Origin of the sequence: Rhizobium sp. Leaf306, assembly GCF_001423425.1 — a bacterium.
GTDB classification, from domain to species: Bacteria; Pseudomonadota; Alphaproteobacteria; order Rhizobiales; family Rhizobiaceae; genus Neorhizobium; species Neorhizobium soli.
Genome location: NZ_LMNX01000002.1, coordinates 20,048 through 37,477, shown reverse-complemented (window position 1 = coordinate 37,477; position 17,430 = coordinate 20,048). Strand labels below are relative to the sequence as shown.

The window sequence follows — 17,430 nt, the reverse complement described above, 5'->3', positions numbered from 1 at the left end:
CGTGACAACGCCAAGAACGCCCGCAACACTGCTGGACGGCGAAGCCCTCGCCGCTCGGCTGCGGCGCGAAATGGCAGCGCAGGTTGCCGATCTCCGCGCGCGCGGCATTGCGCCGAAGATGGTGACGGTGCTGGTGGGAGACGATCCGGCCAGCGCCACCTATATCGGCCGAAAGCATGCGGACTGTGTCGAGGTCGGTATCGAGGCCGTCGACCTGCGCCTGCCCTCGGATACGACCACCGAAGCCCTGCTCGAACGGATTGCCACTGTCAATGCCGATCCAGCCATCCACGGCCAGATGGTGCAACTGCCGCTGCCGCCTCAGATCGACGAGACACGCGTCATGACCGCCGTGTCGCCGGCCAAGGATATCGACGGCCTGCACCCGCAGAATCTCGGGCTGCTGCTGTCGGGTAAACCGGGCCTCCTGCCCTGCACCCCGGCCGCCATCCTCGCGCTTCTGCAGGACAATTCCGTTCCGCTTACGGGACGCCGGGTGGCCATCATCGGCCGCGGCCAGCTCGTCGGTCGCCCGCTTGCCATGCTTCTTTCGGCTCGGGGAATCGATGCGACGGTGACCCTGCTGCATAGCGGCTCTCGGGATATCGCCGAGGACGTCAGGCGCGCCGATATCGTCATCGCCGCCCTTGGCCAACCCGGTTTCGTCACCGCAGACATGGTCAAACCCGGTGCCGCCGTCGTCGGCGTCGGCATCAGCTACGGCGCAGAAGGTTCGATGGTCTCGGACGTGGCCGCCGATGTCGCTGAGGTCGCAGGTTGGGTAACGCCGCCGCAGGGTTCGGTCGGCGCGCTCACCCGTGCGATGCTGCTGCGCAACCTGCTACAGATCGCCGCCGCCTAGACCGGTTCACATCAGGAACTGGATATGCAGCCGGCCGTGATGCGGCGAGGTCGAAACATGGGCTTCAACGCCGAACACGTCGGCGATCGTCTTCTCGGTCAGAATATCGGTGGGCGGACCGAAGGCGACAAGGCGTCCTTCGGAAAGCACGGCGATCACATCGCAGAACCGGGCGGCGAGGTTGAGATCGTGGATCGCAACGACCGTCGTCAGCGGCAGCTCCGAGACGAGCCGCAGGATGTCGATCTGATGCTGGATGTCGAGATGGTTGGTCGGTTCGTCGAGGATCAGCACCGACGGCGACTGTGCGAGCGCCCGGGCCAACTGCACGCGCTGACGCTCGCCCCCCGACAGCGTATGCCAGAACTGCTCGCGGCGATCATCCAGCCCGACGCGGACCAGAGCCTCGGTCACGATCCGGTCGTCCTCTTGCGTCCAGGGCGACAGCGCCGACCGGTATGGCGTGCGTCCAAGCCGGACCACGTCGATGACGGTGACATTTGCTTCGGTTGCCGAATGCTGTTCGACAACGGAAACGCGCCGGGCGAGCTCGCGTCGTGCGAAACCGCTCATCGGCTTTCCGTCGAGCGTGACCTTGCCGGCGGCGGGCGCCCTCAGACCCGCCAGCAGTCGGATCAGTGACGACTTGCCGGAACCATTAGGCCCGATCAGCCCGAGCGTCCGGCCCTCATCGACCGAAACCGTGACGCCATCGAGGATGACCTTGCGTCCGGCAAGCCAGCTCACGGCAGTTGCGGCCAGGACCGGGGCGGATACGGGATCGGATGTCATGCGACCCTCCGTGCCCGATAGAGAATGACGCAAAAGAAGGGAACACCGACCAGCGCCGTCACCACCCCGATCGGCAGGATCTGCGGTGCGATGACGATGCGCGACACGATATCGGCGAGCACCATGAACAACGCACCGATCAGCGCACAGGCAGGCAGAAGCCGGATATGGCCGGGACCGACGATAAACCGGGCCGCATGCGGAATGACGAGACCGACAAAGCCGATCGCGCCGACCATGCTGACGATCGTCGCCGTCATCAGCGCCGTGACAAGCAGCAGCACCACGCGCACCCGTCGGACCGCGATGCCGAGCGACCGCGCCGCATCCTCGCCGAAGGTAAACGCATCGAGCGCCCGCGCATGCCAGATGCAGACGATGAGCCCGATGGTGACGACCGATGCGGCAAGCGTCACCTCCGGCCAGCGGACGCCGGCAAGGCTGCCGAGCAACCAGAACATCACGCTGCGTGCCTGTTCGGCATTGGCAGACGTCGAGACAATGTAGGAGGTGAGCGCATTGAACAATTGCGATGCGGCAACGCCCGCAAGAATCGTCCGGTCAGCCGTCTGGCGCCCGCTCGACAGCATCACCACGAAGACAAAGGCGATCAGCGCGCCGGCAAAGGCTCCGGCGGAAAGCGAGATCGCGCCCGCCCCGAACCCGAGCAGCATGACGCTGACCGCACCGGTCGAGGCTCCAGCCGAAATGCCGAGAACATAGGGTTCGGCCAGCGAGTTCCGCAGCAGAGACTGCAGAATCGCCCCCGATAGCGCCAGTCCGGCGCCGCAGAATGCCGCGACCAGCGACCGCGACAGGCGATAATCCCAGATCACCGCTTCCTGGATGCGCGGCAAGGCCACGGCCGTAAAGCCGAGCCGGTTCGTCACCGCCGCAATCGTCGTCTCCATGGGAATGGTCATCTCACCGATCGCCACCCCGGCAACGATGGCGACGAGGAGCGCTAAGAGCACCAGGAACACGCCTGCGGCACCTAGCGCCCAACGTCCGATACGGGATCGCGTCACTTGGGGCGCCTGGGCAGGTCGGGCAAATTCGCCTCATCGACGATGGCGGAAACAGGGAAAGATATCATCTCCCGCCGCACCCTAGTTCGCAAGGCCGAAGGACTGGATGCCCCGGGCGAGTGTCTCGATGCCCTCGATCGTGCGGATCGTCGGGTTCATCGACTGGGCGTCCATCATCACGAAACGTCTGTTTTTCACAGCGTCCAGCTGGCTGACGACGGGATCGGTTTCGAGGAACTTGATCTTCACGGCCGGATCATCCGCGGCATAGCGGCGACGGTCCATGGTGGCGACGACGATGACGGAGGGGTTGGCCTCAGCAATCGTTTCCCAGCCCACCAGCGGCCATTCTTCTTCCGTCGTCACCACATTGCGGGCGCCGATCGTTTGAAGGATGTAGGCCGGTGCGCTGTTCTTGCCGGCGATAAAGGCATCGCCCTTGGTTTCCTTGCTGGAATACCAGAAGACGATCGGCAGGTTCTTCGTCTCCGCGCCCTTGATCGATGCGACGGCTGCGGCTTCGCGCCGTTTCAGGTCTGCGATCAGGGCGGTACCCTTATCCTCGACATCGAAGATCTTCGAAAGCTCTGAAATCTCGCGGTAGATCAGGTCCATCTTGAACAGTTCGTTGCGAACGCCGTCACCGCCATCGACATTGGTCTTGGCGACGCAATCGGCGGGCGAGACATAGGTGTTGATGCCGAGATCGGAAAACTGCTCGCGCTTGCCGACGGATCCCATCGGCCCGACATGCCACTCGAACTCCGCAGCGACCAGATCCGGTTCGAGACTGACGACCGATTCAAAGCTCGGATCGTTGTCGGCAAGCCGCTTGATCTTCGCATCCACCCCGGCATAGGGCGCAAGCACCGGCCCGACCCAGACCGCGGTGCCCGCCACCTTCTCGGCCAACCCGAGCGAATAAAGTACTTCGGTCATGCCCTGACCGATCGAGACGATCTTCTCGGGCGCCTTGTCGAACGTGACGGGGCGACCGCAATTCTCGATCGTCAGCGGGTAGCTGGTCGGTGCGGCAAAGGCGAATGTGGGAAGTGCCGCAACTAAGGCGGCGATAAGCCCTGATTTCATGTCCTGTCCTTTAATGATCGGAAATAAGGGCAGGACGACCTGAAGCCGCATCGCGGCTCGACGTCGACATGGCGCACGAGCGCATTGCTTGCGTCATAATCATCTCCCTGCCGGAACCCCTCGTCCGGTGTTGGTTGTCCATGCCACGGCAGGTCTCCTGACTTGCGGCTCGAACGCCTTCCATCGCCTTCCCGATCGGATGATCAGTGGTATCGATGGCTGGCTCGCCGCTTACAGTTGCGAGGGCAGTCGCGGACTTGGCCCGAAAGCCTCACCGCATTCCCTTTTCATCTGCGATTGCAGAACCGTAGCGCCCCAACTGATAGGGAACACGCCGATGCTTGTCCAGAGCGATCCCCGCGCGATCTCTGCCGTTGGCGAGTGTAATAGTATAACATACCGCTTTACGCAACGGTCTATTTTGAATAGGTCGCGACCTTTGTGAGGCGTTCAATTCAGGGATGCTGTACATTAAATCGCGATCACATCGCCCTCACCCTACTCCTGCCTCTTTGGCCTGACAGCGCTCTGGTCTATGACCTTGCGGACAGATAGCCTGCGGGGCGATTCGCCGTCCTTCTGGTATGGGACGACCGGAAGGAGCTGAAGGAGACGAAGATGACGGATATTAAGAGCGGCTTGACCGAATTGAAACCGCAGATAACCGTGATCGGTGTCGGAGGCGGTGGCGGTAACGCGATCAACAACATGATCACGGAAAATCTCCACGGCGTGGAATTCATCGCCGCCAATACGGATGCCCAGGTTCTGGCGACATCCAAGGCGTCGCGCCGCATCCAGCTGGGTGCGCAGGTGACCGAAGGTCTCGGTGCTGGCTCGCTGCCGGATATCGGGCGCGCGGCCGCCGAAGAGTCGATCGACGAGATCATGGATCATCTCGCCGGCTCGCACATGTGCTTCGTCACCGCCGGCATGGGCGGTGGCACCGGAACGGGTGCGGCCCCCGCGATTGCACGCGCAGCACGCTCTGCCGGTATCCTGACAGTCGCGGTTGTCACAAAACCCTTCTCGTTTGAAGGGCACCGCCGCATGAAGACGGCCAACGAGGGTATCGAAGCCCTGCGTGAAGCCGCCGATACGGTCATCGTCATTCCGAACCAGAACCTGTTTCGCATTGCCGACGCCAAGACCAGCTTCGCCGACGCCTTCATGATCGCGGACCGCGTGCTTTTTTCGGGCGTCAGCTGCATCACCGACCTGATCGTCAAGGAAGGCCTGATCAACCTCGACTTCGCCGACGTGAAATCGGTGATGAAGGGCATGGGTCGTGCGATGATGGGAACCGGCGAGGCATCCGGCGATGGCCGCGCGCTGATCGCCGCCGAAGCCGCAATCGCCAATCCGCTGCTCGACGACATCTCGATGAAGGGCGCCAAGGGCGTGCTCATCTCGATCTCAGGCGGTACCGACATGACACTGTTCGAAGTCGACGAAGCTGCGAGCCGCATCCGTGACGAAGTCGAAGCCGAGGCCGACATCGTCGTCGGCGCGATCTTCGACAAGAACCTCGACGGCAAGTTCCGCGTGTCGGTCGTCGCAACCGGCCTCAACGGCAACCAGCAGGGCTCTTCGTCCCCGACTGCGCAGTACTAAGACCAGTCTCAGCCAATAAAAAAAGCGCTCCGTGGACATCCGCGGAGCGTTTTTTGTTTGTCGGATCCGAAGAAATCAGCTTCTCGGCTTGAGGTTCTCAGGATCGTAGAGCGGCTTGTAACCAACCGCTGCGACTTCCACCGGGAACGCCTCGTTGAAATAATCCACCGTCAGTTTCCGGCCGACCTGGCAATGCGACCAAGGCAGATAGGCGAGCGCGATATTCTTGCCGATGGTCGGGCCGTAGGCGATCGAGGTCGTATAGGAACGCCGTCCAAGGTCGTCGATTAGAACCTCGCCCGTGTCAGGATCCATCACCGGCAGCGAGCCGACCGGATAGCGGGCGACACCGGACGCATCGACATTGTCGGTCATCAAGAGCGTGCAGAGCATCGCCGGCTGATGGTCGCGGGCCTTGTATTCGAGATGCTTCGCCTTGCCGCAAAAATCGGCTTCCTTGACCTTCGGACGGGCAAGATCCGCTTCGATCAGGTTGTACTGGGTCAGGAGATCGCCGTTCTGCAGGCGCAGGCTCTTTTCCATGCGGCGTGAGTTGGCATAGGTCTCGACGCCGAAGGCCATCACGCCGGTAGCGCGCAGCGCGTCCCAGACGGCAACGCCGTCCTCGTATTTCATATGCAGTTCCCAGCCCTGCTCGCCCACATAGGAGATGCGGAATGCCGTGACATGCTTGCCGGCGATCTCGATAGGCTTGATCGCGGCGAAGGCGAAGTTCTCGACATTAAGACCATCGGGGTCGGCCACGACCTTCTTCAGCGTCTCGCGCGCGTTCGGGCCCCAGATGCCGATGGTGATGAACTGTTCCGAGACATCGGTGATGGTGACGTCGAGGCCACGATCCTGCGCGACACGCTTCATGTAGAGCAGGTCCCGCGGGCCGGCATCGGCGCCGTTGACGAGACGGCCGCGGTCAGCCAGACGGAAGACGGTGAAATCTGCCCGCACCATGCCCTCGTCGTCGAGGAAGTGGGTGTAGATACCCTTGCCGATATTGCCGTCGCCACCGATCTTGGCCGCACACAGCCATTCGAGCAGCTCGACATGGTCGGGCCCCTCGATATCGACCATGTGGAAATGCGACAGGTTGACGATGCCGCAATCCTCGCTCATCGCCAGATGCTCGGCATTCGACACGCGCCAGAAGTGGCGGCTGTCCCACTCGTTTTCGCGCTTCGGCACCCGGTCGCCGTATTTCTCCAGCAGATGCTCGTTGGCCGCGTAGCCGTGGGCACGCTCCCAGCCGCCGAGTTCCATGAAGTAACCGCCGAGTTCCTGTTCGCGGTCGTGGAACGGCGAACGCTTGGCGCCGCGGCCCGTCGCATAGGGTTCGCGCGGATGAACGGCCGGGAAATAGATCTTCTGGGCCGCCTCAAAGGTGCGCCCCTCGATGAACTCTTCCGTCAGCTGATGCGGATAGAAGCGCGCGTAATCAATCGAGTTGTGGTCGATCTCGGTGCGGCCGTCGGTCATCCAGTCGGCGATCAGCTTGCCATAGGCCGGGCCGTCCTTGACCCAGATGGCAACGCAGTACCAGAGCCCGCGCACCTTCTGGCTTTCGCCGCAGGAGGCACCGCCGCCGGCCGACACCTGCAAGAGGCCGTTGAACGAATGCCCTTCGTTATAGCCGAGTTCGCCGAGGATCGGCGTCAGCTCGATCGCCTTTTCCAGCGGCTCGATGATCTGTTCCATGTCGAGATCGCGCTGCGACGGCGACAGGCGCGCTTCGTGCTTTTCAAGAATGTCGCGGGGATGACAGAGGCGCGGATGGGTGGTCTCGTAGTAACCCCACTCGATCTGCCCGCCCTCGGTCGTTTTCGGATCGCCGGTGTCGCGCATATAGGCCGAATTGCCCTGGTCGCGCAAAAGCGGATAGCCGATTTCCTTGCCGGTGCCTTCGAACTCGTTATAGGGCCCGAAGAAGGTCAGCGGATGATCGACCGGCATGACCGGCAGATCCTCGCCCGCCATCTCGGCAATCAGCCGGCCCCAGATGCCGGCGCAGACGACGACATGGTCGGCCATGATCGTGCCGCGGTGGGTGACGACGCCCTTGATGCGGCCGCCCTCGATAATCAGAGACTGCGCCGCCGTATTGCCGAATACCTTGAGCTTTCCGGCTTTTTCGGCGGCGTCCACCAGCTTGCCGGCGACAGTCTGCGAGCGCGGAATGACAAGGCCTGCATCCGGATCGAACAGACCGCCCTGCACCTGATCCTCTTCGATCAGCGGGAACATCGCCTTGATCTCGGACGGCGAGACGTAATGCGCCCGGGTGCCGAAGGCCTTGGCAGAGGTCAGCTTGCGCTTGATCTCTTCCATCCAGGCATCGTCGCCGGTGCGCGCGACTTCGAGACCGCCGATGCGGGCGTAGTGCCCCATCTTCTCGTAGAAATCCACCGAATACTGGGTGGTCCAGACCGACAGGTAGTCATGGCTGGTCGTGTAGCAGAAGTCCGAGGCATGCGCGGTCGACCCGATATCGGTCGGGACCCCAGACTTGTCGATGCCGACGATATCATCCCAGCCGCGCTCGACAAGGTGGTGCGCGATCGACGCACCGACGATGCCACCGAGCCCGATGATGACGACCTTAGCCTTTTGCGGAAATTCTGCCATTGCATGCCCCAACCGAGTGAAGCCGCGATACTAGAGGGACAGACGCGACAGGTCACCTCAGATTACGACATCAAAAACTGTTGCAGCGCCACGCACGCCCGAAGAGGTATATGAGGAACTTCTTGGCCCCTTCTCCTGTTTAGCACTCGATAAAATGGTAACAGGGGCAATCACATGAAATTCAGAGCATTGAAGGCGGTGACCGCTGTCGGTCTTGCCTGCCTGATGCTGGCGGGCTGCGTCAGCGAAGGCGGCACCTACACCGAGTATCGTTCGTCCGATCGCTACGACCGGTTCAACCGTTACGACGGTCCGAACTACCGTTACCGTCATCACCGCGACCGCGATCGCCACCACGGCCGTCACGACGGCCGCCGGCCCGACCGTGACAACGATCGCCCGCATCGTGACTGGAACCGCGGCGACCCCCCGGAGCGCCCCGGCTACATCCGCAACGACCGCGACGGCCGCAATGATCGGGGTGGTCGCGATGGCCGTGACCGTTCCAGCGGTCGTGGCGGACCGGACCGTTCAGACCGCGGCTCACGCGGCGATCGCGTCGTCGTCCCGCAGAACTAAAGTGATCCGTCATCGACGCAATCTCGTACCATGTATGGCATAAACCAACGGAGGAACTATCCATGAGCATATTCAGCAAGATCAAGGACGCCATCTTCGGTCATCCTGCCGCGGCAGCACCGGCTTCGCCGACAGGCGCAGAGCCGACACCGACGTCCATGGCAACGCCAGAACCTGCTGCGACCACAGCCCCGCCGGTCGGCGGAACAGCCCAGGCTGCTCCGAAGACTGCAGGCGCACCGCCAGTCGCAACTCCAGGCTCGACCTCTGCCACGATGCAGACCGTCGATATCGCACCGGTCCTCGACGCAGCCGTCAAGAAGAGCGGCCAGAAGCTCGACTGGAAGCATTCGATCGTCGACCTGATGAAGGCGCTCGGCATGGACGCGAGCCTTTCGGAGCGCAAGGAACTGGCCGACGAACTCGGCTACACCGGCGACCAGAGCGATTCCGCCACGATGAACATGTGGCTGCACAAGGCGCTGCTGAAGAAGCTGTCCGAAAACGGCGGCAAGGTGCCTGCCGAACTTCTCGATTAATGGTTTCGGGCGCTCCACTGCGGGCGCCCGAATTTCCAACTGATGAAAATGCTTGCGATTCCCGTCATCCGGACGGTTGAGACATGACGAAGGCCCGGCTGAGACCGGCTTCCGCGTCATGTCTCAGTAGGCGAGAGACGTACTCCAAAGAAAAATGTCCTGCTGGTCGGTATCCGTCAGTCGATCGGCATCAGTCTCCTCGACCTTCTGCGTCTTGAGCCGTGGCAATGCCGCGGCTTCTTCTTTTCGGTCACCGGCCAACTGCCTTGTCGATCCGAACAGATCGATCCCAAATATCGAAAAGCCGCCACCAATCATCACGCTCTCCATTCCTTCCCGATCTTTGATGTGTAATGTCGCGTCAGAGGGAGTCGTGAACAATATTGCCTGCGAGAACCCTGGACTAAATTTTGCCGCGCGAAGGGATAAACGTGCTCCGTTTCCGATGCCTTGGAAAAAGCCCGTTTTTGCAAGCGCAGCGCCTATCGATTTTTGATTCAACGACGTGCCGTGCGAATTTAAGAGAGCGGCCGCGTCTAACCGAAGTGACTGACAGTGACAGCATCGAAGACGTCTGAACGGCCTGAACCAACACGATCTTCAATCGTCATTATCGGCGGCGGCGTGACCGGGGCAGCGGTCGCTTTCCATCTCGCGACGGGCCACAAGGCGGACGCCGTCGACATCACCATTTTCGAGCCGCGTGCCGAAATCGGCAGGGGCCTCGCGTACGATACGCGGGACCCGGTGCACCGGATCAACGTCCCGGCAACGCGAATGAGCATACTTCCTGGCGATCCCGAGCATTTTTCGAGATGGATGGAAACGACCGGCTCCGTTGCGGACGATGAGGCGGCATTTCGCGCCGATGGCAACGTGTTTCCGCGCCGGGGCATCTTCGGAAACTATGTCCTGTCCAACCTTCAACCTCTTTTGGCATCCGGAGCCGTCCGCCATATCTGCGCCGCGGTGACCGGCGTCGAAAAGCGGCACGACCAATGGCATGTCACCGATACCACCGGGCAGACGCTGGTTGCCGATATCCTGGTGATCGCTGCCACCCACCCTGCTCCGGTTGCCCCACGCTCCTTGAGACGACTGGCCGAGCATCCGCGCTATGTCGCGGACCCGACAGCGCCAAACGCATTGGCGCCGATCCGGGCCGACGATCGGGTCCTCGTCGTCGGCAACGGGCTGACCTCCGCGGATGTCATCGCCTCGTTGAAGCGTTGCGGGCATAGCGGCAGCATTACTGCCCTTTCGCGCCGTGGCCTGCGCTCGCGCGGACACGCCACCTTTGCGCAAGAGCCGTTCGGCGACTTTCTCGACCATCCCGCCACAAGCGCATCCGAGATCCTGTACCGCGTGCGGGCCGCGATCAGGGAAGCGCAGGCAGAGGGTCAGACCTGGCATGCGGTTCTCGACCAGTTGCGCTCGCAAGGCGGCGGCATCTGGAAGCATCTGCCGCTCGAGGCACGCCGCCGGATCGTGCGACACCTGCGTCCCTATTGGGACGTCCACCGCTTCCGGATTGCGCCGCAGGTGGAAGACGTGCTCGACGCGGAGGCGGCAGCCGGCAGGCTCGACATCCTCGCCGCAGGCATCGTCGACGTCAGCACCGACGGAGACATCATCGATGTCACCATCAAGCGGCGCGGGAAGAATGGTGTCGAAGTCCGCCAGTTCGATGCCGTCGCGGTCACGACCGGCCCGGCCCACGGCAACGTGCTGCAGAGCCAGCAATGGCTGCGGCAACTCGGCGATCACGGCTTTCTGCACCTCGATCCGACGGGGCTTGGTCTTTCCTGCAACGAGCAGTCCAACGCGATAGACGCGGATGGCAAGACCGAACCAAGGCTTTTCATCGCCGGACCGCTGGCACGCGGACATTTTGGCGAGTTGATGGGCTTTCCGCAGGTTGCGGAACATGCGCTGCTCGTCGCCGATTCGATTGCAGCAAACCTCTGAGTTCACCGCCATACGGAGCCGGCTGAGAGCCGGCCCCTCGGTTCACTGAAATCAGCGGCCGGTCACGCGTATCGCGCCTGCTTCGCCAAAACTCTTCTGCACCGCCGCCATCTTGCTCTCAGTGATATCGGCGGAAACCTCGATCTCGCCCTCCAGCGGGCCATCGGTGCGCTCTCCGCCATCATGCGACGCATCGCCGCCCGACGGCGCGGATCCGACCGTGTTGTCGGCACCGACGGATTGGATGAAGATATCCGGACGCGAGATTCCGTGCTGCTGAACCAGATGTTCGACCGCAAGGTCTGCGGCCGCACGGGTGTCGAAAGTCGCTCGAATGGTAGTCGTGCTGTCGTCAGCCATGAAACTGTCTCCTGTTGATGATCACCAGAAGCAAACGCCTTCAAAGCCCGCTTGTTTCCCTCATGCACAGGAAGCTGGGCAGAGAGCTTGGATATTTGTCGCAAGACTGCTATGTTCTCTTTTTGTTTCTATCTTCCAGCAAACCGCACGCCCGCATGAATGTCACGGTCCCCATATCCACCCGCAAGATCATCCATGTCGACATGGATGCCTTCTACGCCTCCGTCGAGCAGCGCGACAATCCTGACCTGCGCGGCAGGCCGCTGGCGGTCGGCGGATCTGCGGCGCGCGGCGTGGTGGCGGCCGCAAGCTACGAGGCGCGCGCCTTCGGCGTTCACTCCGCCATGCCCTCCGTCACGGCCAAGCGCAAATGTCCAGACCTGATCTTCGTGCCGCCGCGCTTCGAGGTCTACAAGTCGGTGTCCCGGCAAATCCGGGAGATCTTTGCGGAATACACGCCGCTGATCGAACCGCTGTCGCTTGATGAGGCCTATCTCGACGTTACCGAGAACCTGAAAGGCATGGAGATCGCAACCGAGATCGCGCTGGAGATCCGTGCCAAGATCAAGCAGGTCACCGGCCTCAACGCATCGGCCGGCATCTCCTACAACAAGTTCCTCGCCAAGATGGCAAGCGACCTCAACAAGCCGAACGGTCAGGCCGTGATCACGCCAAAGAACGGCCCGGGCTTCGTGGAATCGCTGCCGGTCAAGAAATTCCACGGCGTCGGGCCGGCGACTGCCGAGCGGATGAAAAAATACGGCATCGAGACGGGTGCTGACCTCAAGTCGAAGTCGCTGCAGTTTCTCGCCGAGAGCTTTGGCAAATCCGGACCCTATTTCTACGGCATCGCCCGCGGCATCGACGAGCGCCAGGTCCGCCCCGACCGGATCCGCAAATCCGTCGGCGCCGAGGATACGTTCGTCGAGGATATCGACGCCCTCGACCTTGCGACCGCCGAACTGAGGCCACTTGCCGAAAAGGTCTGGCGCCACTGCGAAGCGCATCGCATTTCGGGCAAGACGGTCACCGTGAAGATCAAATATTCCGACTTCACCCAGGCGACACGCAGCCGCACGGCGTCCCTCCCCTATGCAAGCGTCGCGGAAGTGCTGGCGGCGGCATCCGGGCTCCTGGCAACCGTCTATCCGTTCCGGCGTTCGGTAAGGCTGCTGGGTGTGTCCCTCTCGTCGCTGGTCGGCGCCGGGCCGGATGATGTGGAACAACCGCAGCTCGGTCTCGATTTATAATCGACAAGCACATCAAGAGCGCCGGGTAAGGACTTCGACATGAGCAATCCCACCATCCGCGTCATCGACCTCGAGACCGGCGGCAACGGACCGAACGACGTCTGCGAGATCGGCTGGCAGGATGTCACCCAAGGGGCAGACGGAAGATGGCAGGTCGACGAGGACCGCGGTGCACTTCTGGTCAATCCCGGCCGTCCGATGTCGCCCGACACGATCGCGATCCATCACATCCTTGACAGCCATGTCGCCGACGCGCCGTTCTGGAAAGATATCGCACCGACTGTCCTGCGTCCCCCGCACCGGATCGAAGCGCTTGCCGCCCATCGCGCCGCCTTCGAACAGCGATACTGTACACCGCGGCTAACGGGCGGCCTGCCCTGGATCTGCACCTGGAAATGCAGCCTGCGGGTCTGGCCCGAACTGCCGCGGTTCTCCAACCAGATGCTGCGCTACCTGCGCATGCCCGAAGGTCTGGTCCACGAGATCGGCCTGCCGGCGCATCGCGCCATGCCTGATGCCTATGTCACGGCGCACCACCTGCGCGACCTCCTCAACGAGGCATCACTCGGAGACCTCCTGGCCTGGAGCAGCGAGCCGGGTCTGCTGCCGCGCGTGCCATCAGGCGCGGATCGCGGCAAGCCCTGGGACCGGATCAGCGAAGATGCGCTTCGGGACCTCGCGGAAGACCGGGATATCGATATCCGCTTCAGCGCCCGCACCGAACTGACGCGCCGCGGTGAACAACCACAGCCGCCCGTCGTTGACTCGCCGCAGGGAACGCTCCTGTAATCGGTATGGCGAAAACCGGGGTTGGACGATGAGCGAGACGTATCCTGACACACCCGACGGCAAATACTTCGTCGTCCGCGGCAGGCTCTGGCGTCGAAGCAACCCGGCGCTGGACGCGGAGACGCGTCAACGCCTGGTCTCGGACCTGATGTCGGCACGCCGGGCCGTCCGCGATGCGAAAGGCAAACCCGACGCGATGGCCGAAGCGCGCCGGCGGGTCGACGATGCCAAGGTTCAGCTTGGCGAACGCGGCCCTGTCTGGTGGGATGACGGCGAGCCCGATCTCAACCGGCATATGGCCAAGAACACGCCCTATGCGGACTGGTTCGCGCAACTGAAAGATTGATATAGCAAGCCCGCATCCCAGATCTCGACTTTCAAAGACCCGTTCGAAACCTGACCCAGAAGGTTCAATCCCAGTGAAGACGCTTCAGCCGCTGATCCTGACAGCCCGTATTGCGGAAGGCGACAGAGCGCCTTTCGATCTGTTGCGGAAAACCCATTTCCCGCCGGACCGGAATTTCCTCGATGCGCATCTGACGATGTTTCATCGGCTACCCGGCGAATATACGGAGCGGATCGTCGAGCACCTCAAACGGGTCGCCGAGGCTGGGTCATCGATCAAAGCCGAGGTCAGCGGCGTCCGCCATCTCGGTGCGGGCGTCGCCTTCACGATCGACAGTGCCGCGCTTCAGGATGTGCGAGCCCAGTTGAAGGAGGCCTTCCTACCATGGCTCGGTCCGCAGGATATGCAGAAATGGCAGCCGCATATCACGATCCAGAACAAGGTATCGAAGGACCGGGCCGACCGGCTGTATCAGGAGCTTCGTGCGGAGTTTCAGCCATACACAATCGAGATTACAGGTGTTGATCTGTGGAAATACCTCGATGGACCCTGGCAGCATGAAAGCTCCGCGATATTTGCGGAAGATCGAGACGCCGTTGTTTCCGGTCGCGATCAAAGCGAGCGTGCCGGCGTCCAAAGCCATATCAAGGAATGAAAACTGATGCCCGGAGCGTTCAAATCTATCTTCGTCCTCGCCTTCGATCTCGATGAGAGAGGGCAGACCGTTCCGGCGTTCGCGGTAAGGGAAGCACAAGACGAGACGGCTGGGATCGATGAGGCCCGCGAACTCGGCGATCGACATGCCGGAGCGGTTGTCTGGAAGCGCGAGGCATCGCCAGCTGTCGGGGAGGAAGGCGAACCGGTGATTATCTTTCAAACCGGAACGATCGGCGATTTCAACTGAGACGCCAGCCCGTCTATTCGGGCCGCAGAAGAATGGCGGACGGTTGCCCGTCCGCCATGAAGGTTACATCTGAACCTTGGCATTGTCGCCCATGTCGGGCTTCGAACTGGAAACGGCGGCTGCCGCCATCTTGATGTAGCTGATGACTGTGCCAGGGCTATCCCAGTATTCCGCTGCTGACGGCGTGATCTTCAGGACGCGGATCGAAGGATCCTCGGGGCTGTCCCACCAGGCCTTTGCCGGTGTCGCCCAGAGGTCGCGGATCTTCTCGCGATCGTTCTGCACTTCTGCCGTCGCCGAAATGGACACGTATTTCTGGCCCTTGGAATCGGCAAACGCCAAGCAAACGTTCGGGTAGCGCGCGATTTCCTCGTCCTTGTGGCTTGCCACATCCGTCAGAAAGTAGAACGCATTCTCAAGACGCTCGGCATAGGCCGCCATCGGCCGAGCCCGCAGATCCGTACCCGACTGGGTCGTGAGCATGCAAAATCCGATCTTCTCCGCAAGGTCCCAGACCTTCTCGTGTTCGTCTTCGATGTGAGCCATGCGATTTCTCCTTTTGATGACGCGGGTCAACTGGCGAGCTTGGCTTCTGTTCCAGACCCGCCGATATCTTGCACCGGAAACGTGCAGCGGCAGGAACAGGATGACCGGGGCGCCGTTTATCTAACTCAAGGTCCGATCTCGTGAGCGCCTGCAACGGCGCTTGAACGAGGTTGAGGCGACTTGGCAGACACTGACGAAACGGGAAGGAACCGGTTCATGACCGATCAGGAAACCTCGACCAAGAAACTCGCGATGAAGTATCTCGAACTCGGCGGCACACGCCGCGCGAAGCTCGATGACAACATCGCCGACGTCCGCAAGTGGGATGACGAACCGGCCGAGGCAGACGAGTTCTGGAAGACGCAGATCGAGCCGCTGGAAGCCGCGCGCCTGCGCGAAGTCGAGACGCATCTTCCGACCATCAACTCCGACTAACGACGCCTACCCAATACCGTGGAGTTCGGGCATAGTGCGATGAAGAAGCGACCTACACGCGCGTATCTCGGATATGTCAGACATGGCAGGCACTGAAACCAGTCTTCTCGCATCGCTGCCGAACGGGTTCCGTGCGGCAGTGATCGGGGCAAGCGGCGGTATCGGTTCCGCGATCTGCGAGTGTCTGCAAAACGAGCCGCATCTCGGCGAACTGATCGCCTTTTCCCGCAGCCGCGACGGTCTGGACTTCGCCGACGAGACGAGCGTGGCGGACGCTGCAGGCTCGATCTCGGCAAAGCCGATCCACCTCCTCATTTGCGCCACCGGCATCCTGACGACCGATGGCCGCGGCCCGGAAAAGTCTCTGCGGCAGCTCAATCCCGAAACGATGATGGCCCAGTTCCGCACCAACGCCGTCGGCCCCGCCCTTGTCGCGAAACACTTTCTCCCACTGTTTGATCGCGAAACCCGCTCGATCGCCGCATTCCTGTCGGCCCGTGTCGGATCGATCGGCGACAACCGCCTCGGAGGCTGGGTGTCCTACAGATCCGCCAAGGCGGCGCTCAACCAGATTGTCCGCACCGTTTCAATCGAATATGGCCGCACCCATCCGGCAGCGGTCGTCACCGCCATTCATCCGGGGACGGTTCGCACGGGTCTATCAGACCCCTATTCACGCGGTCACAACACGGTCAGCCCGGAACAGGCGGCAGCGTCGATCCTCTCAACGCTGAACAGCCTCGCCCCGGAGCATTCCGGCTCCTTCGTCGCCTATGATGGAAGCAGCATTCCCTGGTGAGATAGAGCGGTCAGGGTTTAGCTGACGCCGCGCGCTCCGCGACGCGCCGCCGGATTCTTGCGGCCATCGCCGGATCGACCGGGTTGTAGACCATCATGCCGAGATCCGGCCGACCGTCGACGGAGAACGCGGAATATTCGAGCTCGACCGTGCCAAGGTCGGGATGTTCGATCCGCTTCAGGCCATCGCTTTGAAGCCTCACGTCGTTTTCACCCCAGAATGCCGCAAATTCCGGACTGGACTTCGAGAGCTCGTCGACGAGATCCGAAACCTCCGACATTGCGCCGGCCCGCGCGGCATCGGCGCGAAAGGCGCCGACGACAAACCGGGCGAGCCCTTCCCAGTCATGTTGCTTGGCGCGGAGCGACGGGCTCGAGAAAATCTGTCGCAGGAGGTTTCGCTGGCCTTCGGGCAGTTTCCCGTAGTCGGTCAGAACCACGGCCGCTGCCGCATTCCACGCCACCACGTCCCATGTCGCGGTCTTGACGAAAGCGGGGCTCGCATCGAGCGTATCCAGCAAACGCTGGAGCCTGGGCGTAATTCCCTCCGTGGACTTGTAGCGAACCTCCGGCGGCCGTCCGAGACCGAGCATGAAAAGGTGTTCGCGTTCCGGCTCCGTCAACATCAACCCGGACGCGATCCGGTTCAGCACGTCCGCCGAGGGCGCGCCGCCGCGGCCCTGCTCCAGCCACGTGTACCAAGTCGGGCTGATATTGGCGCGTTGAGCAACCTCCTCCCTGCGCAGCCCAGGCGTCCGTCGTCGTCCCGAAAACCCGAAGGCAGCAGGGTCGAGCCTCGTGCGGCGATCTTTCAGAAACGCTGCCAATGAATTCGGCGTGATGTCCGGCATCGATACCCTGTTAGCAATTATACCCTGATACGGTCACTACTTT

At 62.0% G+C, this 17,430-nt stretch carries 20 protein-coding genes and 1 riboswitch; of the genes, 12 read left to right on the top strand and 8 right to left on the bottom strand.

Annotated features, from left to right (window positions below):
• The first annotated feature begins 1 nt into the window (after nt 1).
• Nucleotides 2-862: a bifunctional 5,10-methylenetetrahydrofolate dehydrogenase/5,10-methenyltetrahydrofolate cyclohydrolase gene (locus ASG19_RS07985; RefSeq protein WP_200933888.1), complete on the top strand. Its 861-nt coding sequence runs from the start codon at nt 2-4 to the stop codon at nt 860-862.
• 6 nt (nt 863-868) lie between these two features.
• Here the strand turns inward: ASG19_RS07985 and ASG19_RS07980 are convergent, their stop codons facing one another.
• The 3 genes from ASG19_RS07980 to ASG19_RS07970 form a co-directional block, all read right to left on the bottom strand.
• Nucleotides 869-1,654: an ABC transporter ATP-binding protein gene (locus ASG19_RS07980; RefSeq protein WP_062455090.1), complete on the bottom strand. Its 786-nt coding sequence runs from the start codon at nt 1,652-1,654 to the stop codon at nt 869-871.
• Complete coding sequence (locus tag ASG19_RS07975) at nt 1,651-2,667, bottom strand: iron ABC transporter permease (RefSeq protein WP_156466492.1); 1,017 nt, start codon at nt 2,665-2,667, stop codon at nt 1,651-1,653. The genes ASG19_RS07980 and ASG19_RS07975 overlap by 4 nt, the downstream gene beginning before the upstream one ends.
• Before the next feature lie 96 nt (nt 2,668-2,763).
• The gene (locus tag ASG19_RS07970; RefSeq protein ID WP_062457797.1) at nt 2,764-3,771 is read right to left on the bottom strand and encodes an ABC transporter substrate-binding protein; all 1,008 of its coding nucleotides are present in this window, start codon (nt 3,769-3,771) and stop codon (nt 2,764-2,766) included.
• Between the two features lie 129 nt (nt 3,772-3,900).
• Nucleotides 3,901-4,096, bottom strand: a riboswitch (cobalamin riboswitch).
• Between the two features lie 293 nt (nt 4,097-4,389).
• On the opposite strand from ASG19_RS07970, the gene ftsZ reads away from it, so the two are divergent.
• Entirely contained in the window at nt 4,390-5,385 is a 996-nt protein-coding gene (ftsZ, locus tag ASG19_RS07965; protein ID WP_062455086.1) for a cell division protein FtsZ, read from the top strand.
• Nucleotides 5,386-5,460: 75 nt separating this feature from the next.
• Here ftsZ and ASG19_RS07960 read toward each other — a convergent pair whose 3' ends face one another.
• Entirely contained in the window at nt 5,461-8,022 is a 2,562-nt protein-coding gene (locus ASG19_RS07960) for an FAD-dependent oxidoreductase (RefSeq protein WP_062455085.1), read from the bottom strand.
• A gap of 174 nt (nt 8,023-8,196) precedes the next feature.
• Here ASG19_RS07960 and ASG19_RS07955 point away from each other — a divergent pair, with 174 nt between their 5' ends.
• Nucleotides 8,197-8,601, top strand: a complete 405-nt coding sequence (locus tag ASG19_RS07955) for a hypothetical protein (protein ID WP_156466454.1) — start codon at nt 8,197-8,199, stop codon at nt 8,599-8,601.
• Nucleotides 8,602-8,663: 62 nt separating this feature from the next.
• Nucleotides 8,664-9,140, top strand: a complete 477-nt coding sequence (locus ASG19_RS07950; protein WP_062455081.1) for a DUF3597 domain-containing protein — start codon at nt 8,664-8,666, stop codon at nt 9,138-9,140.
• 123 nt (nt 9,141-9,263) lie between these two features.
• On the opposite strand, the gene ASG19_RS23855 is transcribed toward ASG19_RS07950, so the two are convergent.
• On the bottom strand, nt 9,264-9,641 hold the full coding sequence (locus tag ASG19_RS23855) for a hypothetical protein (RefSeq protein WP_156466453.1): 378 nt from the start codon (nt 9,639-9,641) through the stop codon (nt 9,264-9,266).
• 54 nt (nt 9,642-9,695) lie between these two features.
• Here ASG19_RS23855 and ASG19_RS07940 point away from each other — a divergent pair, with 54 nt between their 5' ends.
• A complete protein-coding gene (locus tag ASG19_RS07940; protein WP_062455077.1) occupies nt 9,696-11,108 on the top strand; it encodes an FAD/NAD(P)-binding protein in 1,413 nt (470 codons plus the stop codon).
• Between the two features lie 51 nt (nt 11,109-11,159).
• Here the strand turns inward: ASG19_RS07940 and ASG19_RS07935 are convergent, their stop codons facing one another.
• The gene (locus tag ASG19_RS07935) at nt 11,160-11,468 is read right to left on the bottom strand and encodes a hypothetical protein (protein WP_062455075.1); all 309 of its coding nucleotides are present in this window, start codon (nt 11,466-11,468) and stop codon (nt 11,160-11,162) included.
• A 155-nt stretch (nt 11,469-11,623) separates the two neighbouring features.
• On the opposite strand from ASG19_RS07935, the gene dinB reads away from it, so the two are divergent.
• From dinB to ASG19_RS07910, 5 genes are all read left to right on the top strand, one after another.
• Nucleotides 11,624-12,718 carry a DNA polymerase IV gene (dinB, locus tag ASG19_RS07930; protein WP_062455073.1) on the top strand — a complete coding sequence of 365 codons (1,095 nt, stop codon included), beginning with the start codon at nt 11,624-11,626 and terminating at the stop codon, nt 12,716-12,718.
• A gap of 39 nt (nt 12,719-12,757) precedes the next feature.
• Nucleotides 12,758-13,507, top strand: coding sequence for a DNA polymerase III subunit epsilon (locus tag ASG19_RS07925; RefSeq protein ID WP_062455071.1), 750 nt, complete (start codon nt 12,758-12,760; stop codon nt 13,505-13,507).
• Nucleotides 13,508-13,535: 28 nt separating this feature from the next.
• The gene (locus tag ASG19_RS07920; protein WP_062455068.1) at nt 13,536-13,853 is read left to right on the top strand and encodes a hypothetical protein; all 318 of its coding nucleotides are present in this window, start codon (nt 13,536-13,538) and stop codon (nt 13,851-13,853) included.
• Between the two features lie 73 nt (nt 13,854-13,926).
• The gene (locus ASG19_RS07915; RefSeq protein WP_082476257.1) at nt 13,927-14,508 is read left to right on the top strand and encodes a 2'-5' RNA ligase family protein; all 582 of its coding nucleotides are present in this window, start codon (nt 13,927-13,929) and stop codon (nt 14,506-14,508) included.
• Nucleotides 14,509-14,514: 6 nt separating this feature from the next.
• Nucleotides 14,515-14,757, top strand: a complete 243-nt coding sequence (locus ASG19_RS07910) for a hypothetical protein (protein ID WP_062455066.1) — start codon at nt 14,515-14,517, stop codon at nt 14,755-14,757.
• A gap of 63 nt (nt 14,758-14,820) precedes the next feature.
• On the opposite strand, the gene ASG19_RS07905 is transcribed toward ASG19_RS07910, so the two are convergent.
• Complete coding sequence (locus ASG19_RS07905) at nt 14,821-15,303, bottom strand: pyridoxamine 5'-phosphate oxidase family protein (RefSeq protein ID WP_062455064.1); 483 nt, start codon at nt 15,301-15,303, stop codon at nt 14,821-14,823.
• Nucleotides 15,304-15,519: 216 nt separating this feature from the next.
• Here ASG19_RS07905 and ASG19_RS07900 point away from each other — a divergent pair, with 216 nt between their 5' ends.
• Both ASG19_RS07900 and ASG19_RS07895 read left to right on the top strand, forming a co-directional pair.
• Complete coding sequence (locus ASG19_RS07900) at nt 15,520-15,738, top strand: hypothetical protein (protein ID WP_062455061.1); 219 nt, start codon at nt 15,520-15,522, stop codon at nt 15,736-15,738.
• Between the two features lie 82 nt (nt 15,739-15,820).
• Complete coding sequence (locus tag ASG19_RS07895; protein WP_244476120.1) at nt 15,821-16,537, top strand: SDR family oxidoreductase; 717 nt, start codon at nt 15,821-15,823, stop codon at nt 16,535-16,537.
• A 10-nt stretch (nt 16,538-16,547) separates the two neighbouring features.
• Here ASG19_RS07895 and ASG19_RS07890 read toward each other — a convergent pair whose 3' ends face one another.
• Complete coding sequence (locus ASG19_RS07890) at nt 16,548-17,387, bottom strand: helix-turn-helix transcriptional regulator (RefSeq protein WP_062455057.1); 840 nt, start codon at nt 17,385-17,387, stop codon at nt 16,548-16,550.
• Nucleotides 17,388-17,430: the final 43 nt, after the last annotated feature.

Bases quoted from the DNA above. Each gene is read 5' to 3' on its own strand.
- ASG19_RS07970 (WP_062457797.1), bottom strand. From the start codon at position 3,771: ATGAAATCAGGGCTTATCGCCGCCTTAGTTGCGGCACTTCCCACATTC.
- ASG19_RS07935 (WP_062455075.1), bottom strand. From the start codon at position 11,468: ATGGCTGACGACAGCACGACTACCATTCGAGCGACTTTCGACACCCGT.
- ASG19_RS07905 (WP_062455064.1), bottom strand. From the start codon at position 15,303: ATGGCTCACATCGAAGACGAACACGAGAAGGTCTGGGACCTTGCGGAG.
- ASG19_RS07895 (WP_244476120.1), top strand. From the start codon at position 15,821: ATGGCAGGCACTGAAACCAGTCTTCTCGCATCGCTGCCGAACGGGTTC.
- ASG19_RS07900 (WP_062455061.1), top strand. From the start codon at position 15,520: ATGACCGATCAGGAAACCTCGACCAAGAAACTCGCGATGAAGTATCTC.
- ASG19_RS07955 (WP_156466454.1), top strand. From the start codon at position 8,197: ATGAAATTCAGAGCATTGAAGGCGGTGACCGCTGTCGGTCTTGCCTGC.
- ftsZ (WP_062455086.1), top strand. From the start codon at position 4,390: ATGACGGATATTAAGAGCGGCTTGACCGAATTGAAACCGCAGATAACC.
- ASG19_RS07920 (WP_062455068.1), top strand. From the start codon at position 13,536: ATGAGCGAGACGTATCCTGACACACCCGACGGCAAATACTTCGTCGTC.
- ASG19_RS07925 (WP_062455071.1), top strand. From the start codon at position 12,758: ATGAGCAATCCCACCATCCGCGTCATCGACCTCGAGACCGGCGGCAAC.
- ASG19_RS07960 (WP_062455085.1), bottom strand. From the start codon at position 8,022: ATGGCAGAATTTCCGCAAAAGGCTAAGGTCGTCATCATCGGGCTCGGT.
- ASG19_RS07950 (WP_062455081.1), top strand. From the start codon at position 8,664: ATGAGCATATTCAGCAAGATCAAGGACGCCATCTTCGGTCATCCTGCC.
- ASG19_RS07910 (WP_062455066.1), top strand. From the start codon at position 14,515: ATGCCCGGAGCGTTCAAATCTATCTTCGTCCTCGCCTTCGATCTCGAT.
- ASG19_RS07980 (WP_062455090.1), bottom strand. From the start codon at position 1,654: ATGACATCCGATCCCGTATCCGCCCCGGTCCTGGCCGCAACTGCCGTG.
- dinB (WP_062455073.1), top strand. From the start codon at position 11,624: ATGAATGTCACGGTCCCCATATCCACCCGCAAGATCATCCATGTCGAC.
- ASG19_RS07890 (WP_062455057.1), bottom strand. From the start codon at position 17,387: ATGCCGGACATCACGCCGAATTCATTGGCAGCGTTTCTGAAAGATCGC.